General features: G+C 63.7%; 21 protein-coding genes and 2 pseudogenes. 17 read left to right on the top strand and 6 right to left on the bottom strand.

The window, feature by feature from the left end; translation table 11 throughout:
- Window positions 1-23: 23 nt before the first annotated feature.
- Complete coding sequence (locus J4D28_RS17955) at window positions 24-467, bottom strand: YkgJ family cysteine cluster protein (protein ID WP_028683793.1); 444 nt, start codon at window positions 465-467, stop codon at window positions 24-26.
- 265 nt (window positions 468-732) lie between these two features.
- Between J4D28_RS17955 and J4D28_RS17950 the strand changes: the two genes are divergently transcribed.
- The 3 genes from J4D28_RS17950 (at window position 733) to J4D28_RS17940 (ending at window position 4,999) form a co-directional block, all read left to right on the top strand.
- Complete coding sequence (locus J4D28_RS17950) at window positions 733-3,183, top strand: glycogen/starch/alpha-glucan phosphorylase (RefSeq protein ID WP_009046551.1); 2,451 nt, start codon at window positions 733-735, stop codon at window positions 3,181-3,183.
- 199 nt (window positions 3,184-3,382) lie between these two features.
- Complete coding sequence (locus tag J4D28_RS17945) at window positions 3,383-4,393, top strand: class 1 fructose-bisphosphatase (RefSeq protein ID WP_009046552.1); 1,011 nt, start codon at window positions 3,383-3,385, stop codon at window positions 4,391-4,393.
- 3 nt (window positions 4,394-4,396) lie between these two features.
- A complete protein-coding gene (locus J4D28_RS17940; protein ID WP_103331343.1) occupies window positions 4,397-4,999 on the top strand; it encodes a DUF924 family protein in 603 nt (200 codons plus the stop codon).
- Window positions 5,000-5,138: 139 nt separating this feature from the next.
- On the opposite strand, the pseudogene J4D28_RS17935 reads toward J4D28_RS17940, so the two are convergent.
- The 4 genes and pseudogenes from J4D28_RS17935 to J4D28_RS30720 all read right to left on the bottom strand — a co-directional run.
- Window positions 5,139-5,472: pseudogene (locus J4D28_RS17935) on the bottom strand (type II toxin-antitoxin system RelE/ParE family toxin).
- Window positions 5,469-5,741: a type II toxin-antitoxin system Phd/YefM family antitoxin gene (locus tag J4D28_RS17930; RefSeq protein WP_016704421.1), complete on the bottom strand. Its 273-nt coding sequence runs from the start codon at window positions 5,739-5,741 to the stop codon at window positions 5,469-5,471. The pseudogene J4D28_RS17935 and the gene J4D28_RS17930 overlap by 4 nt, the downstream one beginning before the upstream one ends.
- Before the next feature lie 90 nt (window positions 5,742-5,831).
- Window positions 5,832-6,596, bottom strand: coding sequence for a methyl-accepting chemotaxis protein (locus J4D28_RS30725; RefSeq protein WP_371920941.1), 765 nt, complete (start codon window positions 6,594-6,596; stop codon window positions 5,832-5,834).
- Between the two features lie 93 nt (window positions 6,597-6,689).
- Window positions 6,690-7,712: pseudogene (locus J4D28_RS30720) on the bottom strand (cache and HAMP domain-containing protein); the annotation flags it as partial.
- A gap of 295 nt (window positions 7,713-8,007) precedes the next feature.
- Between J4D28_RS30720 and J4D28_RS17920 the strand changes: the two are divergent.
- Entirely contained in the window at window positions 8,008-8,262 is a 255-nt protein-coding gene (locus J4D28_RS17920) for a hypothetical protein (protein WP_007925924.1), read from the top strand.
- Window positions 8,263-8,298: 36 nt separating this feature from the next.
- Window positions 8,299-8,868: a lipocalin family protein gene (locus J4D28_RS17915; protein ID WP_009046557.1), complete on the top strand. Its 570-nt coding sequence runs from the start codon at window positions 8,299-8,301 to the stop codon at window positions 8,866-8,868.
- A 42-nt stretch (window positions 8,869-8,910) separates the two neighbouring features.
- Here the strand turns inward: J4D28_RS17915 and J4D28_RS17910 are convergent, their stop codons facing one another.
- Window positions 8,911-10,275 (bottom strand): formimidoylglutamate deiminase, encoded by a 1,365-nt coding sequence (locus J4D28_RS17910; protein ID WP_009046558.1) that lies wholly within the window; start codon window positions 10,273-10,275, stop codon window positions 8,911-8,913.
- Between the two features lie 188 nt (window positions 10,276-10,463).
- Here J4D28_RS17910 and hutC point away from each other — a divergent pair, with 188 nt between their 5' ends.
- From hutC to hutG, 12 genes are all read left to right on the top strand, one after another.
- Window positions 10,464-11,132, top strand: a complete 669-nt coding sequence (gene hutC / locus J4D28_RS17905; RefSeq protein ID WP_231999351.1) for a histidine utilization repressor — start codon at window positions 10,464-10,466, stop codon at window positions 11,130-11,132.
- Window positions 11,133-11,141: 9 nt separating this feature from the next.
- Complete coding sequence (locus J4D28_RS17900) at window positions 11,142-11,714, top strand: HutD family protein (RefSeq protein ID WP_009046560.1); 573 nt, start codon at window positions 11,142-11,144, stop codon at window positions 11,712-11,714.
- Between the two features lie 482 nt (window positions 11,715-12,196).
- Entirely contained in the window at window positions 12,197-13,879 is a 1,683-nt protein-coding gene (gene hutU, locus J4D28_RS17895; RefSeq protein WP_016704424.1) for a urocanate hydratase, read from the top strand.
- Window positions 13,880-13,996: 117 nt separating this feature from the next.
- Window positions 13,997-15,460, top strand: coding sequence for a cytosine permease (locus tag J4D28_RS17890; protein ID WP_009046562.1), 1,464 nt, complete (start codon window positions 13,997-13,999; stop codon window positions 15,458-15,460).
- Between the two features lie 74 nt (window positions 15,461-15,534).
- Complete coding sequence (locus J4D28_RS17885; RefSeq protein ID WP_009046563.1) at window positions 15,535-16,503, top strand: ABC transporter substrate-binding protein; 969 nt, start codon at window positions 15,535-15,537, stop codon at window positions 16,501-16,503.
- A 71-nt stretch (window positions 16,504-16,574) separates the two neighbouring features.
- Window positions 16,575-17,426 (top strand): proline/glycine betaine ABC transporter permease, encoded by an 852-nt coding sequence (locus J4D28_RS17880; RefSeq protein ID WP_009046564.1) that lies wholly within the window; start codon window positions 16,575-16,577, stop codon window positions 17,424-17,426.
- The gene (locus tag J4D28_RS17875; protein WP_009046565.1) at window positions 17,423-18,253 is read left to right on the top strand and encodes a glycine betaine/L-proline ABC transporter ATP-binding protein; all 831 of its coding nucleotides are present in this window, start codon (window positions 17,423-17,425) and stop codon (window positions 18,251-18,253) included. Before J4D28_RS17880 ends, J4D28_RS17875 begins: the two co-directional genes overlap by 4 nt.
- 99 nt (window positions 18,254-18,352) lie before the next feature.
- Window positions 18,353-19,876, top strand: a complete 1,524-nt coding sequence (gene hutH, locus J4D28_RS17870; RefSeq protein ID WP_009046566.1) for a histidine ammonia-lyase — start codon at window positions 18,353-18,355, stop codon at window positions 19,874-19,876.
- A gap of 158 nt (window positions 19,877-20,034) precedes the next feature.
- Window positions 20,035-21,567: a histidine ammonia-lyase gene (gene hutH / locus J4D28_RS17865; protein WP_009046567.1), complete on the top strand. Its 1,533-nt coding sequence runs from the start codon at window positions 20,035-20,037 to the stop codon at window positions 21,565-21,567.
- A gap of 154 nt (window positions 21,568-21,721) precedes the next feature.
- Complete coding sequence (locus J4D28_RS17860) at window positions 21,722-23,131, top strand: amino acid permease (RefSeq protein WP_009046568.1); 1,410 nt, start codon at window positions 21,722-21,724, stop codon at window positions 23,129-23,131.
- Window positions 23,132-23,147: 16 nt separating this feature from the next.
- Window positions 23,148-24,353, top strand: coding sequence for an imidazolonepropionase (hutI, locus tag J4D28_RS17855; RefSeq protein ID WP_009046569.1), 1,206 nt, complete (start codon window positions 23,148-23,150; stop codon window positions 24,351-24,353).
- A gap of 10 nt (window positions 24,354-24,363) precedes the next feature.
- On the top strand, window positions 24,364-25,167 hold the full coding sequence (gene hutG, locus J4D28_RS17850; protein ID WP_009046570.1) for an N-formylglutamate deformylase: 804 nt from the start codon (window positions 24,364-24,366) through the stop codon (window positions 25,165-25,167).
- The last annotated feature ends 120 nt before the right edge of the window (window positions 25,168-25,287 follow it).

The raw sequence follows: 25,287 nt of genomic DNA, 5'->3' as shown, positions 1-25,287 counted from the left end.
GGGTTGCAGGCGCAGGTCGAGGCTCAGAAGCGTTCCAGGGTCCGGCTGCCGGTGTTGGTCGGGCGCTCGACCGGCTTGGGCTTGTACGCGCAATAGCCTGGGCGCGGGCCGATCTTCGGGTGGTTGCGGCAGGTGTCCGGGCGCTTGTCATAAATGGTGCACAGGCGGCTCTTACGATCCAGATACAGGCAGTCGTTGTTACTCATGCGCTGCAGGGTGAAGATCTCGGACTTCTGGTTGTAGCGCTCGACGATGCCTTCCTTCTGCAGGCGCTTGGCGATGTTCTTCGCCGGCTCGCCGCGCTCGAATTCGTCGACGATGCCGATGCGGATCAGGTCCTTGATCTTGACCTCCACCGGCAGGGTGCAGCAGCTGGACATGCAGGAGCCGCACATGGGCGCGGAATACTTGGCCCAGGTATCGAGTCGGTCGATTTCCGCGGCGGCGATCAGGTTGGACTTCATCAGGCTTGCTTCCAGCGTGTGTATCAGGGCGCGCGATCATACCGGTACTGGTGGATTTTTGAACAACCATTTAACGGAATTTAACCGTGCTCGGGGGGATTGCGAGGGTCGGCACGGCATCTGCATCATTTTTACCCGCTGCCGCGGGAGACGCTGCCTCTGTTCGGGCAATTGCACGACGCACCGAACCAGAGACTTTGGCTCCTGTCAGACCGACTAGGCTCAGACAATTCCATGCTCACTGTCTATCTCGCTCGAGGTCGTATTCATGACTCAGGAACTGCAAGTTCGTGACGCTGAGGTGGCCGCTTTTCGCGATGCCGTCCTGACCAAACTCACCTACGCGGTGGGCAAAGACCCGGACCACGCCTTTGACCATGACTGGTTCGAAGCCATCGCCCTGGCGGCGCGCGATCACATGGTCGAGCACTGGATGGACCACACGCGGCAGATCTACCGCAAAGGCCAGAAGCGCGTTTATTACCTGTCCCTGGAATTCCTCATCGGCCGCCTGCTCTACGACAGCCTGAGCAACCTCGGGCTGCTGGACGTGGCGCGCGATGCCCTGAGCGATCTGGGCGTCGACCTGGAGCGCATCCGCCTGCTGGAGCCGGACGCGGCGCTGGGCAACGGTGGCCTCGGCCGGCTGGCGGCGTGCTTCATGGAAAGCATGTCGACCCTGGGCATTGCCGGCCACGGCTACGGCATCCGTTATGAGCACGGCTTGTTCCGCCAGGCCATAGTCGATGGCTGGCAGCAGGAGCAGACCGAGCACTGGCTGGATTTCGGCAACCCCTGGGAGTTCGAGCGTCCGGAAGTGATCTATTCGATCGGCTTCGGTGGCAGCGTCGAGACCGTCACCGACGAGGCTGGCCATGCGCGGCAAGTCTGGTGGCCGGCGGAAACCGTGCGCGCGGTGGCCTACGACACGCCGGTGGTCGGCTGGCGCGGCGCCAGCGTCAACACCCTGCGCCTGTGGCGGGCGCGAGCCATGGAAGACCTGCACCTGGAACGCTTCAATGCCGGCGATCACCTCGGCGCGGTGGCCGAGGTGGCCCGCGCCGAGAGCATCTCGCGGGTGCTCTACCCGGCGGACAGCACCGAAGCCGGCCAGGAGCTGCGCCTGCGCCAGGAATACTTCTTCGTCTCCGCGTCCCTGCAGGACCTGCTGCGCCGGCACAAGAACATGCACGACTCGGTGCTCAGCCTCGGCGAGCATGCGGCGATCCAGCTCAACGACACGCACCCATCGATCGCCGTGGCCGAGCTGATGCGCCAGTTGGTGGACCTGCACGGCATCGCCTGGGAGGCGGCCTGGCAGATCACTGTCGAAACCCTGGCCTACACCAACCACACGCTGCTGCCCGAGGCCCTGGAAACCTGGCCGGTGGGCCTGATGGAACGCATGCTGCCGCGGCACATGCAGATCATTTACCTGATCAACGCCCAGCACATCGATTCGCTGCGGGCCAAGGGCATCCACGACTTCGACGTGCTGCGCGCGGTGTCGCTGATCGAAGAAGACAACGGGCGCCGCGTGCGCATGGGCAACCTGGCGTTTCTCGGTTCCCACAGCGTCAACGGCGTGTCCGGCCTGCACACCCAGCTGATGCGCAGCACGGTGTTCTCCGAGCTGCACAAGCTGTATCCGGAACGCATCAACAACAAGACCAACGGCATCACCTTCCGCCGCTGGCTGTACCAGGCCAACCCCAAGCTGACGGCGATGCTGGTCGAGGCCGTCGGCCCGGAGCTGCTGGACAACCCCGAGGAGCTGTTGCTCAAGCTCGAGCCCTTCGCCGAGAAGTCGTCCTTTCGCAAGCAGTTCGCCGAGCAGCGCCTGCATAGCAAGCGCGCACTGGCGGCGATCATCCATGAGCGCCTGGGGATCGCGGTCAATCCGGCGGCGCTGTTCGACGTGCAGGTCAAACGGATCCACGAGTACAAGCGCCAGTTGCTCAACCTGTTGCACACCGTGGCGCTGTACCAGGCGATCCGTGCCGAGCCGGAAATCGACTGGGTGCCGCGGGTGAAGATCTTCGCCGGCAAGGCCGCGGCCAGTTATCACCAGGCCAAGCTGATCATCAAGCTGAGCAACGACATCGCCCGCACGGTGAATAACGATCCGACCGTGCGTGGCCTGCTCAAGGTGGTGTTCCTGCCCAACTACAACGTCAGCCTGGCCGAAAGCATCATCCCGGCGGCGGACCTGTCGGAGCAGATCTCCACTGCCGGCTTCGAGGCCTCGGGCACCAGCAACATGAAGTTCGGCCTCAACGGCGCCCTGACCATCGGCACCCTGGATGGCGCCAACGTCGAGATGTGCGAGCGGGTCGGCGCCGAGCACATGTTCATCTTCGGCCTCAGCGCCCAGCAGGTGGAGGCGCGCAAACGCAACGGCGAGTTCAGCGCGGTGCCGGACATCGCCGCCTCCCATCGCCTCAACGATGTGCTGCAGGCAATTCGTGGCGGGGTGTTCTCGCCGGACGATCCGGCCCGCTACACCGGCCTTATCGATTCGCTGATCGACTATGACCGCTTCCACGTGTGCGCCGATTTCGATTCCTACTGGAATGCCCAATTGCATGTCGAGGAGCGCTGGCGCGACAGCAATCATTGGTGGCGTTCGGCGGTGCTCAACAGTGCGCGCATGGGCTGGTTCTCTTCGGACCGGACCATTCGCGAGTACGCCACGGAGATCTGGAAGGCTCTGGAATAGGCTGCTCGTCGGCCCCCTAGTGTCGAAAGGGCGCAGGCTAGCGCAGCCTGCGCCAGCGGCTACGGGTCGGATTTCGGGCTACGCTCAACCCCACGCATGAACTCTCTATGACGGATCTCGTCTCATAGGAGGAAATGCACCCCGACTCGCGCTAAACTGCGCGGGTTTTTTAGCCCCCCCCATTCCTCCGGAGCCTTCCATGTCCCGCGTTACCCTGAGTCGCTATTTGATTGAGCAGACCCGCAGCAACAACACTCCTGCCGATCTGCGCTTCCTGATCGAAGTGGTGGCGCGTGCCTGCAAGGAGATCAGCCACGCCGTGTCCAAAGGCGCCCTGGGCGGTGTCCTGGGCAGCATGGGCACTGAAAACGTCCAAGGCGAAGTGCAGAAGAAGCTCGACGTGCTCTCCAACGAGATCCTGCTCGAAGCCAACGAATGGGGCGGCCACCTGGCCGGCATGGCGTCCGAGGAAATGGACAACGCCTACCAGATCCCGGGCAAATACCCGAAAGGCGCCTACCTGCTGGTGTTCGACCCGCTGGACGGTTCGTCGAACATCGACATCAACGCGCCGGTCGGCACCATCTTCTCCGTGCTGCGTTGCCCGAACGAGCACCTGAGCCAGAACGAAGCCCTGAACGAAAAGGCCTTCCTGCAACCCGGCACCCAGCAGGTAGCCGCCGGTTATGCCATCTACGGTCCGCAGACCATGCTGGTGCTGACCCTGGGCGATGGCGTCAAGGGCTTTACCCTGGACCGTGAAATGGGCAGCTTCGTGCTGACCCACGAAGACCTGACCATTCCTGAGAGCACCCAGGAGTTCGCCATCAACATGTCCAACCAGCGTCACTGGGAAGCGCCGGTCGCGCGCTACGTGAGCGAGCTGATGGCTGGCGAGGAAGGCCCGCTGAAGAAGAACTTCAACATGCGCTGGGTCGCCGCGATGGTCGCCGACGTACACCGCATCCTGACCCGGGGTGGTGTGTTCATGTACCCACGCGACAGCCGCGAGCCATCGAAGCCAGGCAAGCTGCGCCTGATGTACGAAGCCAACCCGATGTCGTTCCTGGTTGAACAGGCCGGCGGCGCCGCCACCGACGGCCACCAGCGCATTCTCGATATCCAGCCTGAAGGCCTGCACCAGCGCGTAGCGGTGTTCCTCGGCTCGAAGGAAGAAGTCGCCCGCGTCACCGCCTACCACAAGGAATAAATCATGGCCGCGCCCTGGCAGCCCCTGCTCGACTGGTGGTTCGGTTCTGCCGAGAAACCTGCGGACATCGTCGCTGAAAAGGGCAAGCTGTGGTTTGGCAAGCGTGACAGCCAGGACCTCGAGGCGCGCGAGCGTTTCGGGGATCTGGTGGAACAGGCCTTGGCCGGTGGATTGACCGAGTGGGCGCAACGCCCGCAAGGCTGGCTGGCCCTGGTGCTGCTGCTCGACCAACTGCCACGCATGCTGTATCGCGAAACCCCCAAGAGCTTTGCCGGCGACCTGCGTGCCCAGGCACTGGTGGCCCAGGGCATCGCCGCGGATTTCGACCGGCAACTGCCCGCGATGCAGCGTAGCTTCATCTACCTGGTGTTCGAGCATTGCGAGAACCTGGCGGTGCAGAACGAAGCGATCTCCAGGTTCGTCGCGTTGCAGGACGAACAGCCGCCGGAAGATCGACCGGTGTTCGCCGACCAGCTGGACTACGCCGAACGGCATCAGAAAATCATCGCCCGCTTCGGGCGCTTCCCCCATCGCAACCGGATTCTCGGGCGTGAATCGACGCCGGAGGAACTGGCATTCCTGCGCGAGCCGGGTTCCAGCTTCTAAATCTTCTGAGCAGCATCAAACGCTATCGCGGGCAAGTCGGATCGCCGCCCGCTCGCTCCTACGGATGCCTAGGTTCTTCTGTAGGAGCGGCCGGTCGACGCTCGATTGCCCGCGATAGGGCCTCAAGCCCCATGAATACTTAGCGCTTGGCGCGCAGCAACCGTGCCATCAGCAAGCTTTGCAGGTCTCGGCGGGTGTCGGCGATGACATGGATGTAGACGGTGGCGTCCCGTACTTCATAGATGATTCGATTCATTCCCGAGAGTATCTGTCGGTAGTGACCGATATGCAGTTGTTCGAGTTCTTCGGGAATCACCCCGGCATAGGGCAGGGTGGCCAGTTGGCGAATGGCCTGTTTCAGGTTGCCGTAGCTGCTTTTGCCAGGTGGCGGTGGAGAACCGCTGGGTGAGGTAGGTACGCAACTCGATGAGGTCGGTTTCCGCTGAATGCAGAAGCACTACCTTGAACGTCACGGCTGGTCGGCCTGGTCCAGGTCGGCGAACACATCCTCCGCGTCGCGGAATTGGCCTTCATCGATCTCGCGATTACCGAGGGCGAGGATCTTCAGCAGCGCCATGGTTTCTTCCTGCTGCTCGAAGCTTTTCACATCCATGACCACCAGTTTCGCCTCGCCATTCTGGGTAATGACCATGGGCTCACGGCTTTCGGTGATGGTCTTGACGATCTCGGCGGCGTGGCTTTTCAGGTAGCTGATCGGTTTGATCTGAGAGGAAAGCTTCATGGGAGCATCTCGTCTGGGGAAGCAGGACTGAGTTTAGTCTTTATTCAGTCCTGTGTGCGCCGCGCCAGACGAGTTGAGTGTTGCCGATCGTTAAATACGGAAACTGCCCACCAGATGCGTCAACCGCGCCGCTTGCTGCTCCAGGTCGGCGCAGGCGCGCAGGGTTGCCTGCAGGTTTTCCACGCCTTCCTGGTGGAGGGTGTTGATCTCGGTGATGTCGACGTTGATCGACTCGACCACGGCGGTCTGTTCCTCGGTGGCGGTGGCCACGGACTGGTTCATGCCGTCGATCTCGCCGATGCGCTGGGTCACGCTGCCCAGGCGCTGGCCGGCCTGGTTGGCGATGCCGACGCTGCTTTCGCTCTCGCGCTGGCTTTCGGTCATGGTGTTCACCGCCTGGCGGGCGCCGACCTGCAGTTCCTCGATCATCTTCTGCACCTGCTGCGCCGAGTCCTGGGTGCGGTGGGCGAGGTTGCGCACCTCGTCGGCGACCACTGCGAAACCACGCCCGGCCTCACCGGCGCGGGCGGCCTCGATGGCGGCGTTGAGGGCCAACAGGTTGGTCTGCTGGGAGATGCTGGTGATGACTTCGAGGATTTGCCCGATGTTCACCGTGTTGCTGTTCAGCGTCTCGATGTTGCCGCAGGAGTCGCTGATCTTCGCCGACAGCTGCTGCATGGCGGCGATGGTCTGGTCCACCACGGCCTGGCCTTCGCTGGCCAGGTTGCGCGCATCGCTGGAGTGCTGCGATGCCAGGGCGGCGTTCTGGGCGATTTCCTGGGCGGCGGCGCCGAGCTGGTTGATCGCCGCGGCGACGCTGCTGGTGCGGCTGGCCTGCTGGTCGGAGTTGAACATCGACGAGTTCGAGGCGCTGACCACCCGCAGGGCGACCTCGTTGACCTGGCCGGTGGCCGAGGCGACTTCGCGGATCGAGCCGTGAACCCGTTCGACGAAGCGGTTGAACGACGCGCCCAGGGTGCCGAACTCGTCGTGGCCATGGATGGTCAGGCGCTTGGTCAGGTCGCCTTCGCCCTCGGCGATGTCGTGCATGGCGCGGCCCATCAGGTGCAGCGGTTGCATCAGCACGCGGATCAGCATGCCCAGCAGGCTGATGATGATCACTACGGCGATCAGCATGGCGATGATCGCCGAGGTGCGGAATTCGCTGAGCATCGAGAACGCGGTGTCCTTGTCCAGCACCAGCGCCACGTACCAGTCCGCCGACGGCACACCGTTGACCCGGGTGAAGGAGATGAACTGGGTCTTGCCGTCCAGCTCGACTTCCTTCAGGCCCGGGCTGACCTGCGGAGCGCCATTGGGGTAGGCGTCGCTGAGGTTCTTGAGCACCAGCTTGCTGTCCGGGTGGATCAGGATCTTGCCGCCGGCGCTGACGATGAACGCCTGGCCATGGCCGCCGAAGTTCAGCGAGTTGATGATGGCGCTGACGTTGGACAGGTCGATATCGGCCCCGGCGACGCCGATGAAGCTGCCCTGGTGCTGGACCGGGGTGGCGACGGTGATCACCAGCTTGCCGGAAGAGGCGGCGATGTAGGGTTCGGTGACGATGGTCTGCTGGGCCGCGTTGGCCGCCTTGTACCAGCCGCGGGCGCGCGGATCGTAATCGGGCGCGCGGTTGCCCGCCGGGACCGAGAACATCGCACCGTCCTGGCCGCCGAAATAGCTGAGCTGGAAGTTGCTGGCGTAGGCGGGGAGGCCGACGCTGCGTTTCAGGCCGTCGGCACCGCTGCCGTCCACGGCGATCTGCTGGGCCAGGGTGTGCAGCAACTGGATGCGGCTTTCCAGCCAGGTCTGGATGTTGCTGCTGGTCAGGCTGCCGAGTTCCTGCATGGAGGATTCGTTGCTGCTGCGCAGGGCTTCGCGCTGTCGATAGTCGTTGAACAGGATAAAACAGACGAACGCAACGGCGACCACAAGAGCGGCGGCAAGCAGGATCTTATGGCTGAATTTCATGTTTCTGGTCATTAAGTGAACTACCGCGAGAGGGTGGTCAGCGAGGGGGCGTCAATTTGCCATAACGGCGGCTTTTGCGCTGCTTTTATGTCGACTGGCCATCACTAAAGATGAGGGGCGTCGAAGCCTGTCCGACGAAATGTCTTTGGCCGTCGCAAAGTGGTTGATTCGGGAGGAAATGCTGGGCGCTGCGTCACAATAAATAGCCGTCTGGCTGGGGAACCAGATGGGGCTTTTCTCTTCTAAGCTTCTGGTTGGCAGCATGCCATCCCCCCGTCCGCCCAGGAGTTTCACCATGTCCCTGCGTTCTCTCGCTCTGTTGTCGTTCTGCGTGCTGTTGGCTGCGTGCGGCAAGATCAATCAGGAAAACTATTCCAAGCTGTCGGCCGGCATGCCCAAGGCCGAAGTTGAAAAACTGCTGGGCAAACCGACCGACTGTTCCGGCGCGCTGGGCATGTCCAGCTGCACCTGGGGCGACAAGAACAGCTTTATCAGCGTGCAGTACGCCGGTGACAAAGTGTTGATGTTTTCCGGGCAAGGCCTGAAGTAAAAAAAACCGGGGCCACGTGCCCACGGGAGAAAAATAATGATGCGTTTGCTAGTCACTCTTCTGGCCGGCCTGTTGTTGGCCGGCTGCGCCACTTCCCGGGACGATTCACTGGCGCCCAAGACCGCGAATCACGTCGATCTCAAGCGTTACCAAGGGACCTGGTACGAGTTGGCGCGTTTGCCGATGTATTTCCAACGTAACTGCGCGCAATCCGAAGCCCGCTACACCCTGTTGCCCGAAGGCAATATGACGGTGCTCAACCGCTGCCTGACCGCCAACTGGCAATGGGAAGAGGTGCGGGGCACGGCAACGCCGCAGGCGCCGGATAAAACCGACAAGCTGTGGGTCGAGTTCGATACCTGGTTTTCCCGTTTGATACCGGGCTTGGCCAAGGGCGACTACTGGGTGCTGTACGTGAGCGACGACTACAAGACCGCCATTGTCGGCAACCCGGATCGTCGATACCTGTGGCTGTTGTCGCGCCGGCCGAATGTCAGCGAGGCGGTTCGCGAGGATCTGCTGAGCAGGGCGCGTCAGCAAGGCTATGACACCACCCGACTGATCTGGCGTGTGTCGGACTCGGCGATGGCCAAGACCTCGAAGTGAATCCATGCGGGAACCAGCACGCTGGCTCCCGCGGTGACGGCTTCAGCCGAGCAGGTCGCGCAGCACCCGGGTAAAGGCCCGATTGCTTTCTTCCTCGCCTGCGTGACGTCCGTCGCGCACCACCCACTGACCGTTGACCAGCACATCGCGTACCTGGCGATCACCGCCGGCGAACAGCCAGCGGTTGAGGATGCCGTCGCCCTCGGCGGTGGCCAGGTAAGGATCGTTGCCGTCGAGCACCAGCCAGTCGGCGCGCTTGCCCACTTCCAGGGCGCCGATCGGCTGCCCCAGGGCCTGGGCGCCACCGTCCAGCGCGGCGTCGTACAGGGTCCGGCCAACCATCGGCTGGTCGTTTCGATACAAGCGGTTGCGGCGTTGATCGCGCAGGCGCTGGCCATATTCCGCCCAACGCAATTCCTCCACCACGCTCAGCGACACATGGCTGTCGGAGCCGATGCCCATGCGGCCGCCCTGGGCAAGGAAATCCACCGCCGGGAAAATCCCGTCGCCGAGATTGGCCTCGGTGGTCAGGCACAGGCCGGCGATGGCCCGGCTTTGCGCCATGAGGCTGACTTCTTCGGCATTCGCGTGGGTGGCGTGGACCAGGCACCAGCGCTGATCGACCTCGGTGTTTTCATACAGCCATTGCAGCGGTCGGCGTCCGCTCCAGGTCAGGCAGTCGTCGACTTCCTTCTGCTGTTCGGCGATATGGATATGCACCGGGCACAGCTTGTCGCTGGCGGCCAGCACCTCGCTGATCTGCTGCGGGGTGACCGCGCGCAACGAGTGGAAGCACAGCCCCAACTGCTGGGCCGGCTGCCGGGCCAGCAGCGGTTGCAGGCGGCTTTGCAGCTTGAGGTAGTTTTCCGTGCTGTTGATGAAGCGGCGCTGGCCTTCGTTGGGCGCCTGGCCGCCGAAACCGGAGTGGCTGTACAGCACCGGCAGCAGGGTCAGGCCGATGCCGGCGGCGCTGGCGGCCTGGCTGATACGCAGCGACAGCTCGGCCGGGTCGGCGTAGGGCTGGCCGCTGGTGTCGTGATGCACGTAATGGAATTCGGCGACCGAGGTGTAACCGGCCTTGAGCATTTCGATGTACAGCTGGCGGGCGATGATGCCCAGCTGATCCGGGCTGATCTTGCCCACCAGGCGATACATCAGGTCGCGCCAGGTCCAGAAGCTGTCGTTGGGGTTGCCGGCCACTTCCGCCAGCCCGGCCATCGCCCGCTGGAAGGCGTGGGAGTGCAGGTTGGGCATGCCCGGCAGCAGCGGGCCCTGTAGCCGTTCGGCGCCTTCTGCGCTGGCATCGGCCTGGATGTGGGTCAACAGGCCGTCGGCGCTGACCTCGAGACGTACGTTGTTGGCCCATCCGTTAGGCAGCAGTGCGCGTTCGGCAAAGAAGGCGGACATGGTTCAAGCACCCCGTCGTGTGTTATTTGTATATACATATACAGACGTTTGCCTGCTCGGTAAACTCCGGCAAGCTAGTGGCCTTCTTCGACAAACAAGGATTTCCCGTGCCGACTCCGCCCGCCAACTCCCCGCTGGCCGCCCATCTGGGCGATAGTCCGGCGCCCCTGTACGCCCGCGTCAAGCAGATGATCACTCAGCAGATCGAGAGTGGAAACTGGCCGCCGCACTACCGTGTGCCCTCGGAAAGCGAGCTGGTCAGCCAACTGGGTTTCAGCCGCATGACCATCAACCGCGCCCTGCGCGAGATGACCGCCGAAGGCATGCTGGTGCGCATGCAGGGCGTGGGGACTTTCGTCGCCGAACCCAAGAGCCAGTCAGCCTTGTTCGAGGTGCACAACATCGCCGACGAGATCGCCTCGCGCGGCCATCGCCACACCTGCAAGGTCATCACCCTGGGTGAAGAGACGGCCGGTTCCGAGCGCGCCGTGGCCCTGGAAATGCGCGAAGGGCAGAGGGTCTTCCACTCGCTGATCGTGCATTTCGAGAACGATATCCCGGTGCAGATCGAGGACCGCTTCGTCAACGCGCTGGTGGCGCCGGACTACCTCAAGCAGGACTTCACCCTGCAGACCCCATACGCCTACCTGAACCAGGTCGCGCCGCTGACCGAGGGCGAGCATGTGGTCGAGGCGATTCTGGCCGAGCCGGAAGAATGCAAGTTGCTGCAGATCGAGCGCGGCGAGCCGTGCCTGCTGATTCGCCGCCGGACCTGGTCCGGCCGCCAGCCGGTGACCGCCGCGCGCCTGATCCACCCGGGTTCTCGTCACAGCCTGGAAGGGCGGTTTCATAAGTAAGGGGCATCAATGACTCAGTTGAACGTTTTGCGCGCGGCCAACTACCCGCGCATGCCGTGGAAAAACGGCGGCGGCAGCACCGAAGAAATCACCCGGGACGCCGGCGTCGGCCTGGAAGGTTTCGGCTGGCGGCTGTCGATCGCCGATATCGGCGAGTCCGGCGGCTTTTCCAGCTTCACCGGCTACCAGCGCATCATCACCGTGCTGCAAGGCGCGGGCATGACCCTGACGGTGGACGGCCAGGACAGCCGCGCACTGTTACCGCTGGACCCCTTTGCCTTCAGTGGCGCCAGCCAGGTCGCCTGCACCCTGATCGACGGGCCGATTCGCGACTTCAACCTGATTTACGCGCCGGATCGCTACAGCGCTCGCTTGCAATGGCTGCAGGGTGGCCAGCGTTTCTTCACCCAGGCCAGCACGGTGCTGGTATTCAGCGTGGCCGACGAAATGCGCGCCGACCTGGGTGGTGGTGTCGCCGCCTTGCTGGAGCGCCATGACTGCCTGCAACTGCTCGATAACCCCGGCCTGCGGGAAGTCAGCGTCAGCGGCGCTTGCTGCGTGATCGAACTGACGGCCATCTGACCTGTAGCCGCTGCCGCAGGCTGCGATAAGGCTCGAAGAGCCTTCCGGCCTGCAAAGAGCGCGTCTCCTTCGGAGTCGATCGCAGCCTTCGGCAGCGGCTACAAAGCCCTCCTGTTTCTCTCCCTCCCTGATGTTGTTTCCCTCGCGCACCAATTTGTTACCGAACGCCCCAGCGTGGCGCAAGGCTCAGCCGAAGTAACAGCGCTCACATCTCTCGCCACATTCCCCGCGAAAAAATAATCGACGCTGAAACCCTTGATCCAAGGGCCTCTCCAGCATTTCCAGAGATTTTCTTGAAGGTGCATTCAACGAGTTGGCCGCTCGATTGCATATGCTTGTATGTACAAGTAAAGACGTATGCGTATGAGTCGCTGAAGACTATTCGTAGCGTCCCCTGATTCGCTTGCTGCGCAGCGCCCTGCGCGCAGGCACGCTCGCCCACTGCCTGGGTTGGTTTGGATTGATCGCTGAGGAGTTTTTTCGTGACTGAGAATAAACCTACGAAATACCGGAACGTCGAAATTCGCGCTGCCCGCGGCAACAAGCTGACCGCCAAGAGCTGGCTGACAGAAGCGCCGCTGCGCATGCTGATGAACAACCTCGATCCGGAAGTCGCCGAGAACCCGAAAGAACTGGTGGTCTACGGTGGCATCGGCCGCGCCGCGCGCAACTGGGAGTGCTACGACAAGATCGTCGAGAGCCTGACCAACCTGAATGACGACGAGACCCTGCTGGTGCAATCCGGCAAGCCGGTCGGCGTGTTCAAGACCCACAGCAACGCCCCGCGCGTGCTGATCGCCAACTCCAACCTGGTACCGCACTGGGCCACCTGGGAACACTTCAACGAACTGGATGCCAAGGGCCTGGCCATGTACGGCCAGATGACCGCCGGCAGCTGGATCTACATCGGCAGCCAGGGCATCGTCCAGGGCACCTACGAAACCTTCGTCGAAGCCGGTCGCCAGCATTACAACGATAACCTCAAGGGCCGCTGGGTCCTGACCGCCGGCCTCGGCGGCATGGGTGGCGCCCAGCCTCTGGCCGCGACCCTGGCCGGCGCCTGCTCGCTGAACATCGAATGCCAGCAGAGCAGCATCGATTTCCGCCTCAAGACCCGCTATGTCGACGAGCAGGCCAAGGACCTGGATGATGCCCTGGCGCGTATCGCCAAGTACACCGCCGAAGGCAAGGCGATCTCCATCGCCCTGTGCGGCAACGCGGCTGAAATCCTCCCGGAAATGGTCCGTCGCGGCGTGCGTCCGGACATGGTCACCGACCAGACCAGCGCCCACGACCCGCTCAACGGCTACCTGCCGGCCGGCTGGACCTGGGAGCAGTACCGCGAGCGCGCCAAGACCGAGCCGGCGGCGGTGGTCAAGGCGGCCAAGCAATCGATGGCCGTGCACGTCAAGGCCATGCTCGACTTCCAGAAGCAGGGCATCCCGACCTTCGACTACGGCAACAACATCCGTCAGATGGCCCAGGAAGAGGGCGTCGAGAACGCCTTCGACTTCCCTGGCTTCGTACCGGCCTATATCCGTCCGCTGTTCTGTCGCGGCATCGGTCCGTTCCGCTGGGCCGCGCTGTCGGGCGATCCGCAGGACATCTACAAGACCGACGCCAAGGTCAAGGAACTGATCCCGGACGACGCTCACCTGCACAACTGGCTGGACATGGCGCGCGAGCGCATCAGCTTCCAGGGCCTGCCGGCGCGTATTTGCTGGGTTGGCCTGGGCCTGCGCGCCAAGCTCGGCCTGGCGTTCAACGAAATGGTGCGCAGCGGCGAGCTGTCGGCGCCGATCGTGATCGGTCGCGACCACCTGGACTCCGGTTCGGTATCCAGCCCGAACCGCGAAACCGAATCGATGCAGGACGGTTCCGACGCCGTGTCCGACTGGCCGCTGCTCAACGCCCTGCTGAACACCGCCAGCGGTGCGACCTGGGTTTCCCTGCACCACGGCGGCGGCGTCGGCATGGGCTTCTCCCAGCACTCCGGGATGGTGATCGTCTGCGACGGTACCGACGAAGCGGCCGAGCGTATCGCCCGTGTGCTGCATAACGACCCGGGTACCGGTGTCATGCGTCACGCCGATGCCGGTTACCAGATCGCCATCGACTGCGCCAAGGAACAGGGCCTGAACCTGCCGATGATCACTGGCAAGTAAGCTCCCGGCGGATTGCCGCCAGGATCAGGGAAGGAGCCGTCGCACGCTGTAGTGCGGCGGCTCGGTCCATGTAGCAGAGCTTTGACATGACAAGAATCTCCCGGGAGAACAATAACGATGTCCACGGCCAGCGATAGCTCCAAACCCCTGATCGAACGGCGCTCGATCAACTACATCCCCGAGGCTGAACGCCACGGCAAGCTCTACAGCCAGTTCACCCTGTGGCTGGGGGCTAACCTGCAGATCACGGCCATCGTCACTGGCGCTCTGGCGGTGGTGCTGGGCGGTGATGTGTTCTGGTCGTTGATCGGCCTGCTCATCGGTCAACTGCTGGGCGGCGGTGTGATGGCGTTGCACGCGGCGCAGGGGCCCAAGCTCGGCCTGCCGCAGATGATCTCCAGCCGGGTCCAGTTCGGCGTCTATGGCGCGGCCATCCCGATTGTCCTGGTGTGCCTGATGTACCTGGGCTTCACGGCTACCGGCACCGTGCTTTCCGGCCAGGCGCTGGGCCAGCTGTTCGGGGTCAGTGACAGCGTCGGGATCCTGATCTTCGCCAGCGTCATCGTGCTGGTCACGGTGCTTGGCTACCGGGTGATCCATTTCATCGGTCGCGCCGCCAGCGTCATTGGCGTGATCGCCTTCGTTTACCTGTTCAGCCGCCTGATGAGTCAGACCGACGTTGGCGCGCTGTTGGAAATCCGCCACTTCAGCTGGAGCAGTTTCCTGCTCGCGGTGTCGCTCGCCGCGTCCTGGCAGATCGCCTTCGGCCCCTATGTGGCGGACTATTCGCGCTACCTGCCGAGCAAGACCTCCTCGGTGAAAACCTTCCTCGCCGCTGGCGCAGGCTCAGTGATCGGCGCGCAGGTGGCGATGATGCTCGGCGTGTTCGCCGCAGCCATGGCCGACGGGCAGTTCGCCGGTCACGAAGTGGCCTACATCGTCGGCCTGGGCGGTAGCGGTGCCACTGCGGCGCTGCTGTACTTCAGCATCGCCTTCGGCAAGATCACCATCTCGACGCTGAACTCTTACGGCAGCTTCATGTGCATCGCCACCATCATCAGTGGCTTCCGTGGCCACCTGGAAGTGACGCGCTTGCAGCGCCTGGTGTTCGTGCTGGTCATCGTCGGCACCGCGACCCTGATCGCCTTGCTCGGCCAGCACTCGTTCCTCGGTGCGTTCAAGTCTTTCATCCTCTTCCTGCTGGCCTTCTTCACCCCGTGGAGCGCGGTCAACCTGGTGGACTACTACTGCATCACCCGCGAGCACTATGACGTGCCGGCGCTGGCCGATCCGAACGGTCGCTACGGCCGCTGGAACATCCTCGGGATCAGCGTCTACGTGATCGGCGTGCTGGTGCAGCTGCCGTTCATCGGCACCAAGTTCTACACCGGTCCGCTGGTGGAAGTCCTGGGTGGCGTGGATATCTCCTGGATCGTCGGCCTGGTGGTTCCCGCGGCGCTGTATTACGTCTGCGCGAAGAAATGGCATGGCGCTGTACCCGATCGCCTGATCCTGCCGGTAGAGCAGGACTCGATCACAGAACAAAAGCTGAGTGGGGCAGGCCGCGCTACTGCGGTCTAGACCTGATTGGACGTGGACGGGCTGGATGCCTTTTGACTGCCGTAATCCATTTCAATGATTGGGAGCGTCACACAATGAAAATGAATAAGACCCTGCTGACCACTTTGCTTTCCATGGGCCTGCTGGCCAGCGCCGGCGCTACCCAGGCGGCCGGCTGGTGCGAGTCCGGCAAACCGGTGAAATTCGCCGGCCTGAACTGGGAAAGCGGCATGTTGCTGACCGACGTGCTGCAAGTGGTCCTGGAAAAAGGCTACGGCTGCAAGACCGACAGCCTGCCAGGCAACTCCATCACCATGGAGAACGCCCTGAGCAGCAATGACATCCAGGTTTTCGCCGAGGAGTGGGTCGGTCGCAGCGAGGTCTGGAACAAGGCCGAGAAGGCCGGCAAGGTGGTCGGCGTCGGCGCCCCGGTGGTGGGCGCCATCGAAGGCTGGTACGTGCCGCGCTACGTGATCGAGGGCGATGCCAAGCGCAAGCTGGAAGCCAAGGCCCCGGACCTGAAGAACATCGCCGACCTGGCCAAGTATTCCGCCGTGTTCAAGGACCCGGAAGAGCCGAGCAAAGGCCGTTTCTATAACTGCCCGGCCGGCTGGACCTGCGAGCTGGACAACAGCGAGATGCTGAAAAGCTACGGCCTGGAAAGCAGCTACACCAACTTCCGCCCAGGCACCGGCCCGGCGCTGGATGCCGCGGTGCTGTCGAGCTACAAGCGTGGCGAACCGATCCTGTTCTACTACTGGTCGCCAACCCCGCTGATGGGCCAGGTCGACCTGGTGAAGCTGGAAGAGAAACCAGGCGTGGACAAGAGTGTGACCATCAAGGTTGGCCTGTCCAAGACCTTCCACGAACAAGCGCCTGAGCTGGTGGCCGTGCTGGAAAAGGTCAACCTGCCGATCGACCTACTGAACCAGAACCTGGGCCGCATGGCGAAGGAACGTATCGAGTCGCCGAAACTGGCGAAAATCTTTCTCAAGGAACATCCTGAAGTCTGGCACGCATGGGTGAGCGACGACGCAGCCAAGAAAATCGACGCGGCCTTGTAGGTAGAGCCTTTCCGGCTGCCTGAAGCGCAGCCGGGAGCCTCGCCACAACCCACTTGATCGAGAGTCTCTCTATGTTTCCTGAAAGCTTCACGTTTTCCATCGCCGACTGGGTCAACGGTTGGGTCGATTCGCTGGTGACCAACTACGGCGATGTGTTCCGCCACATCTCCGACACCCTGCTGTGGGCCATCGTCAACCTCGAAGGCCTGCTGCGCCTGGCGCCCTGGTGGCTGATGCTGGCGATCGTCGGCGGCATCGCCTGGCATTCGACCCGCAAGCTGGTGACCACCGCGGTAATCGTCGGCCTGCTGTTCCTGGTGGGTGCGGTCGGCCTGTGGGACAAGCTGATGCAGACCCTGGCGCTGATGCTGGTGGCGACCTTCATTTCGGTGCTGATCGGCATTCCCCTGGGGATCCTCTCGGCGCGCAGCAATCGCCTGCGTTCGGTGCTGATGCCGCTCTTGGACATCATGCAGACCATGCCGAGCTTCGTGTACCTGATCCCGGTGCTGATGCTGTTCGGCCTGGGCAAGGTGCCGGCGATCTTCGCCACCGTGATCTACGCCGCGCCGCCGCTGATCCGCCTGACCGACCTGGGCATCCGCCAGGTCGACGGCGAGGTCATGGAAGCGATCAACGCCTTTGGCGCCAACCGCTGGCAGCAACTGTTCGGCGTGCAACTGCCGCTGGCCCTGCCGAGCATCATGGCCGGGATCAACCAGACCACCATGATGGCCCTGTCGATGGTGGTGATCGCCTCGATGATCGGTGCCCGTGGCCTGGGCGAAGACGTGCTGGTCGGCATCCAGACCCTCAACGTCGGCCGTGGCCTGGAAGCCGGCCTGGCGATCGTGATTCTGGCCGTGGTCATCGACCGTATTACCCAAGCCTATGGTCGTCCACGCCATGAGGTGAGCAAATGAACAACGCAACCGTGAGCAAGATCGAAGTCAAGAACGTCTTCAAGATTTTCGGCAACCGTTCGGCCGACGCGCTGAACATGATTCGCCAGAACAAGACCAAGGACCAGGTGCTGGCCGAGACCGGCTGCGTGGTCGGGGTCAACGACCTGTCGCTGAGCATCGGCACTGGCGAGATATTCGTGATCATGGGCCTGTCCGGCTCCGGCAAGTCGACCCTGGTGCGCCACTTCAACCGCCTGATCGACCCGACCAGCGGCGCGATCCTGGTGGACGGCGTGGACATCCTGCAATACGACATGGAAGCCCTGCGCGAATTTCGCCGGCACAAGATCAGCATGGTGTTCCAGAGCTTCGGCCTGCTGCCGCACAAGACCGTGCAGGAAAACGTCGCCTACGGCCTCAAGGTGCGTGGCGAGAGCAAGGAAGTCTGCGCCGAGCGCGCGCTGCACTGGATCAACACCGTGGGCCTCAAGGGCTACGAGGCGAAGTACCCGCACCAGCTGTCCGGCGGCATGCGCCAGCGCGTCGGCCTGGCCCGCGCCCTGGCGGCGGACACCGACATCATCCTGATGGACGAAGCCTTCAGTGCCCTCGACCCGCTGATCCGCGCCGAGATGCAGGACCAGTTGCTGGAGCTGCAAAAGACCCTGCACAAGACCATCGTCTTCATTACCCACGACCTCGACGAGGCCGTGCGCATCGGCAACCGCATCGCGATCCTCAAGGATGGCCGGCTGATCCAGGTCGGCACGCCGAAAGAGATCCTGCATTCGCCGGCGGACGAGTACGTCGACCGTTTCGTGCAGCGGCGCGCGGCGGTGGTTTGAAGGCGTGCGGCGGGCCTCTTCCTATGTAGGAGCGAGGCTTGCCCGCGAATGCGGCGGTAAAGCTGCATCAATGTTCAGGTGGTACCCGTGAGGTCGAAGATGTCGCAGGCTGAAAAAATCGTTATCGCCGACGCCCCGCTGCGTTGGCAGGATGTGGTCGCCGTAGCCCGGCATGGCGCGCAGCTCGAGCTGTCGGCCCAGGCCTGGGCGCGCATCGAGAATGCCCAGGCCATCGTCCAGCGCATCGTCGTCAGCGGCGAACGCGCCTATGGCATCAACACTGGCCTGGGCGCGCTGTGCAACGTTTCGCTGCAGGACGAACAACTGAGCCAGCTGTCGCGCAACACCTTGCTCAGCCATGCCTGTGGCGTGGGCGCGCCGCTGGCCGACGAGCAGACCCGGGCGATCATCTGCGCGGCTGTCGTCAACTACAGCCACGGCAAGTCCGGCCTGCATCGCCGGGTGGTCGAGGCGCTGCTGGCCCTGCTCAATCGTGGTATCACCCCGCAGGTGCCGTCCCAGGGCTCGGTGGGTTACCTGACCCACATGGCGCATATCAGCATCGCCTTGCTTGGTGTCGGCCAGGTCAGCTATCGCGGGCAGGTCGTATCGGCCGAGCAGGCGCTGGCGGCGGAAGGCCTGAAGCCGGTGCAACTGGGGGCCAAGGACGGTCTGTGCCTGGTCAACGGCACGCCGTGCATGACCGGCCTGAGCTGCCTGGCCCTGGCCGATGCCACGCGCCTGCTGCAATGGGCCGACGTGATCGGCGCCATGAGCTTCGAGGCCCAGCGCGGGCAGATCGCCGCGTTCGATGCCGAGATCATCGCGCTCAAGCCGCACCCGGGCATGCAGCAGGTCGGCATCAACCTGCGCGCCTTGCTCGACGGCAGCGAAGTGATTGCCGCCAGCAAAGGCATCCGCACCCAGGATGCCCTGAGCATCCGTTCCATCCCGCAGGTTCACGGCGCCGCCCGCGATCAGTTGGCGCATGCGACGCAGCAGGTTGAGACCGAGCTCAATTCCGTCACCGATAACCCGATGGTGCTGGGCACTCCGGACAACTACCGGGTGATGTCCCAGGCCAACCCTCACGGCCAGTCGGTGGCATTGGCGGCGGACCTGCTGGCGATCGCCATGGCCGAGATCGGCTCGATCGCCGAGCGGCGCCTGGATCGCTTGATCAACCCCCACGTCAGCGGTTTGCCGGCATTCCTGGTGAGCAACCCCGGGGTCAACTCCGGAATGATGATCGTCCAGTATGTCGCTGCCTCGCTGTGCGCAGAGAACCGCCAGCTGGCGCAACCGGCGGTGCTCGACAACTACGTCACCTCCGGCCTGCAGGAAGACCACCTGAGCCTGGGCACCAACGCCGCGCTGAAGCTTTCCCGTGCGCTGGAAAACTGCACCCAGATCCTCGCCATCGAATACCTGCTGGCGGCCCAGGCCTTTGAATTTCTCAAGGAACAGCGTTTCGGTGCCGGCACCGATGCGGCCTGGAAGCTGTTGCGCCAGCGGGTTGCGGCCTATGACCAGGACCGCTGGCTGGCCCCGGACATCGCCAGCGCGGCGGCGCTGCTCAAGGCTCCAGCCTTGCTGCAGGAGGTTTTACCGGGCGTGCGCTGAGCAACGCCCTGCAAGAACGGAATTTTCCACGACAACGGTTTCCACGAAAAACCAGCGTGCCAAGGCGCCACTCGCTCACAAACGGCGGGCTGCGACGGACAACGGAAGCTTCCGGAGCGACTGGTAGTTAATAACAAACTCTCAAAAGGAGCATAAATGTGACTGCGCTAAATCTGATTCCCGGCCAACTGACCCTGGCCCAACTGCGTGCCGTCTACCAACAGCCGGTAACCCTCAGCCTCGATGACAGTGCATCGAAGCAGATCGACGCCAGCGTCGCCTGTGTCGAGCAGATCCTCGCCGAGAACCGCACCGCCTACGGCATCAACACCGGTTTCGGCCTGCTGGCCTCGACCCGTATCGCCAGCGCAGACCTGGAAAACCTCCAGCGCTCCCTGGTGCTGTCCCATGCCGCCGGTGTCGGCGAGCCGATCAGCGACGCCTTGGTGCGCCTGATCATGGTGCTCAAGGTCAACAGCCTGAGCCGTGGTTTCTCCGGTATCCGCCGCCAGGTGATCGACGCGCTGATCGCCCTGGTCAACGCCGAGGTCTACCCGCATATCCCGCTCAAGGGCTCGGTGGGCGCTTCCGGCGACCTCGCGCCGCTGGCGCACATGTCCCTGGTGCTGCTGGGTGAAGGCAAGGCCCGTTACAAAGGCCAATGGCTGAACGCTACCGAAGCCCTGAGCGTGGCCGGCCTCAAGCCGCTGACCCTGGCGGCCAAGGAAGGCCTGGCGCTGCTCAACGGCACCCAGGTGTCCACCGCTTTCGCCCTGCGTGGCCTGTTCGAAGGCGAAGACCTGTTCGCCGGCGCCCTGGCCTGTGGCGGCCTGACCGTCGAGGCGGTGCTGGGCTCGCGTTCGCCGTTCGATGCGCGGATTCATGCCGCCCGTGGCCAGAAAGGCCAGATCGACGCTGCCGCGGCTTACCGCGACCTGCTGGGCGACAGCAGCGAAGTCTCCAAGTCGCACCAGAACTGCGACAAGGTGCAGGACCCGTACTCCCTGCGCTGCCAGCCACAGGTCATGGGCGCCTGCCTGACCCAGTTCCGCCAGGCCGCCGAGGTGCTGGTGGTCGAAGCCAACGCCGTGTCGGATAACCCGCTGGTGTTCGCCGCCGAGGGCGACGTGATCTCCGGTGGCAACTTCCACGCCGAGCCGGTGGCCATGGCCGCCGACAACATGGCCCTGGCCATCGCCGAAATCGGTTCCCTGAGCGAGCGCCGCATCTCGCTGATGATGGACAAGCACATGTCCCAGCTGCCGCCGTTCCTGGTGGCCAATGGCGGGGTCAACTCCGGCTTCATGATCGCCCAGGTGACCGCCGCGGCCCTGGCCAGCGAAAACAAGGCGCTGTCCCATCCGCACTCGGTGGACAGCCTGCCGACTTCCGCCAACCAGGAAGACCATGTGTCCATGGCGCCCGCCGCTGGCAAGCGCCTGTGGGAAATGGCCGAAAACACCCGTGGCATCCTCGCCGTGGAATGGCTGGCAGCCTGCCAGGGCCTGGACCTGCGTGACGGCCTGAAGACCTCGACCAAGCTGGAAAAGGCCCGCGCTACCCTGCGTAGCAAAGTGCCGTTCTACGAGAAGGACCGCTTCTTCGCCCCGGACATCAACGCCGCGAGCGAACTGCTGGCGTCCCGTTGCCTGAATGAGCTGCTGCCGGCCAAGTTGCTGCCGAGCCTGTAACCCCATGCCGGTAGCCGCTGACGAGGCACGAGGCTGCGATGGGCTGCACAGCAGCCCCCGAGGGTGGTCCTGCGGACCGCTTCGCAGCCTCGTACCTCGGCAGCGGCTACAGGTGGTTCCGGTTTTCTCCGATAAAAATAATTAGGAACGAGAAATGCAACAGCAAGCTCAAGGATTGAAACGCGGGCTGTCCGCCCGACATATTCGCTTCATGGCGCTGGGGTCGGCGATCGGCACCGGGCTGTTCTATGGTTCTGCCTCGGCCATCCAGATGGCCGGTCCCGCGGTCCTCCTGGCCTACCTGATCGGTGGTGCCGCGGTGTTCATGGTGATGCGCGCGCTGGGCGAGATGGCCGTGCACAACCCGGTGTCCGGCTCGTTCGGCCACTACGCCAGCAATTACCTGGGGCCGTTGCCGGGATTTATCCTCGGCTGGACCTATGCCTTTGAAATGATCATCGTCTGCCTGGCCGACGTCACGGCCTTCGGCATCTATATGGGCTTCTGGTTTCCGGAAGTGGCGCGCTGGGTCTGGGTGCTCGGCATCGTGTTCCTGATCGGCGGCCTCAACCTGTGCAACGTCAAGGTCTTCGGCGAGATGGAGTTCTGGCTGTCGCTGCTGAAAGTCGGCGCGATTGTCGCGATGATCCTCGCCGGCTTCGGCATCATGCTGTTCGGCATCGGTTCGGCCAGCAGCGAGCAGGCCACCGGGGTGGCCAACCTCTGGGCCCACGGCGGTTTCATGCCCAACGGCATCGGCGGCCTGATCGCCTCGTTCGCGGTGGTGATGTTCGCCTTTGGCGGCATCGAGATCATCGGTATCACCGCCGGTGAAGCCAAGGACCCGCAGCGGGTCATCCCCAAGGCAATCAACGCGGTGCCGATGCGCATCCTGCTGTTCTATGTGCTGACCCTGTTCGTGCTGATGGCCATCTATCCATGGCCGCAGATCGGTAGCCAGGGCAGCCCGTTCGTGCAGATCTTCGACAACCTGGGCATCGGCTCGGCGGCGACCATCCTCAATATCGTGGTGATCTCGGCGGCGGTGTCGGCGATCAACAGCGACATCTTCGGCGCCGGGCGCATGATGTACGGCCTGGCCCAGCAAGGGCAGGCGCCAAAAGGCTTTGCCCAGCTGTCGAAACACGGCGTGCCGTGGATGACCGTGGTGGTCATGGGCGCCGCGCTGCTGGGCGGTGTGCTGCTGAACTACCTGATTCCGGAAAACGTGTTCCTGCTGATTGCCTCGATCGCCACCTTCGCCACGGTCTGGGTCTGGCTGATGATCCTGGTCACCCAGGTGGCCATGCGTCGCTCGATGAGCGCCGAGCAGGTCGCCCAACTGAAATTCCCGGTGCCGTTCTGGCCCTGGGCGCCGGCAGCCGCCATCGTGTTCATGCTGTTCGTCTTCGGCGTGCTGGGTTACTTCCCGGAGACCCAGGCGGCGCTGGCGGTGGGTGCGGTGTGGATCGTGCTGCTGGTGATCGCTTATCTGTTGTGGGTCAAGCCGGCCGCCGGTCAGGCGGTCCAGGTACACCGCGACCCTTCTTTGTCCCATCGATAACTAACGGAGGCCTCGGATGAAAACTCTCTGGCAACACTGCCACGTCGCAAGCATGGCGCAAGGCGCTTACTCGATCATCGAGGATGCCGCCATCGTGACGTCAGGAGCGCTCATAGAGTGGATCGGCCCGCGCGACCAGGTTCCGGCCGGCGACTATGCCGAGCGGCATGACCTGGCGGGGGCCTGGGTCACCCCGGGCCTGATCGACTGCCACACCCACACGGTGTTCGGCGGCAACCGCAGCGGCGAATTCGAGCAACGCTTGCAAGGGGTGAGCTACGCCGAAATCGCCGCCGCCGGTGGCGGTATCGCCAGCACCGTGCGGGCCACCCGTGCGGCGAGCGAGGATGAACTGTTCGACAGTGCCCGCAAGCGCTTGAAAAGCCTGCTGCGCGACGGCGTGACCAGCGTCGAGATCAAGTCTGGCTACGGCCTGGACCTGGCCAGCGAACGCAAGATCCTGCGGGTGATCCGGCGCCTGGGCGCCGAGCTGCCAGTCAGCGTGCGCAGCACCTGCCTGGCGGCCCACGCCTTGCCGCCGGAATACGCCGAGCGCTCGGACGACTACATCGAGCACATCTGCAGCGAAATGCTCCCGGCCCTGGCCGCCGAGGGCCTGGTGGACGCGGTGGATGCGTTCTGCGAATACCTGGCGTTCTCGCCGGAACAGGTGGAGCGGGTGTTCGTTGCCGCGCAGAAGCTCGGTCTGCCGGTGAAGCTGCACGCCGAACAGCTGTCGTCGCTGCATGGCTCCAGCCTGGCGGCGCGTTATCACGCGCTGTCGGCCGACCACCTGGAGTTCATGACCGAGGAGGACGCCATCGCCATGGCCAAGGCCGGCACTGTCGCCGTGCTGTTGCCGGGCGCCTTCTATTTCCTGCGCGAAACCCAGCTGCCGCCGATGGACGCGCTGCGTAAACACGGGGTGAAGATCGCCGTGGCCAGCGACCTCAACCCCGGCACTTCGCCGGCGCTCTCCCTGCGCCTGATGCTGAACATGGCCTGCACCTGTTTCCGCATGACCCCGGAAGAAGCCCTGGCCGGCGTGACCCTGCACGCGGCCACCGCGCTGGGCATGGAGCGGACCCACGGTTCGCTGGAGGCCGGCAAGGTGGCGGACTTCGTCGCCTGGCAGATCGATCGTCCCGCCGACCTGGCCTACTGGCTGGGCGGCGACCTGGAAAAACGCGTCGTGCGCCACGGCGTTGAAGTGGATTTATAGGAGAAGGGTTGTGGATAAGGTTCTGAACTTCAAACAAGGCCGGGTGCCGCTGCTGATCAGCATGCCCCACGCCGGCCTGCGCCTGACGCCAGTGGTCGAGGCCGGGCTGATCCCCGAGGCGCAAAGCCTGCCGGATACCGATTGGCACATCCCGCGGCTCTACGCGTTCGCCGAGGAACTGGGCGCCAGCACCCTGGCGGCCGAGTATTCGCGTTTCGTCATCGACCTCAATCGCCCGTCCGACGACAAGCCTTTATATGTCGGCGCCACCACCGGGTTGTACCCGGCCACGCTGTTCGATGGTGTGCCGCTGTTCCGTGAGGGGCGGGAGCCGTCGAAGCAGGAGCGGGCGACTTATCTGGAGCAGGTCTGGACGCCTTATCACAGCACCCTGCAGCAGGAGCTGGCGCGGCTGAAGGCCGAGTTCGGCTATGCCTTGCTGTTCGATGCGCACTCGATCCGCTCGCTGATCCCGCATTTGTTCGAAGGCAAGCTGCCGGACTTCAACCTGGGTACCTTCAACGGCGCCAGCTGCGATGCCGAGCTGGCCAGCCAGCTGGAAGCGATCTGCGCCCGTCATGCCGACTACAGCCATGTGCTCAATGGCCGTTTCAAGGGCGGCCATATCACCCGGCATTACGGCAACCCGGCGGAGAACATCCATGCCGTGCAGCTGGAGCTGGCGCAGAGCACCTACATGGAAGAGTTCGAGCCGTTCCGCTACCGCGACGATCTGGCGGCGCCGACCCAGGTGGTGCTCAAGCAGCTGCTGCAAGGGCTGCTGGCCTGGGGGCAGAAGCGCTACGGGCGCTGAGGCCGACGGGAAAGCCTGTAGCCGCTGCCGCAGGCTGCGATAAGGCCGAAGGCCTTCAGCGATCTCAAGATCCTGCGCCTGCTGCGCAGTCGAGCGCAGCCTTCGGCAGCGGCTACAGGT

The sequence above is a fragment of the Pseudomonas sp. GW531-T4 genome, from assembly GCF_017349615.1.
GTDB classification, from domain to species: domain Bacteria; phylum Pseudomonadota; class Gammaproteobacteria; order Pseudomonadales; family Pseudomonadaceae; genus Aquipseudomonas; species Aquipseudomonas chlororaphis_I.
Note: the sequence above shows the minus strand (reverse complement) of the source record. Positions and strands in the feature narration are given on the sequence as shown.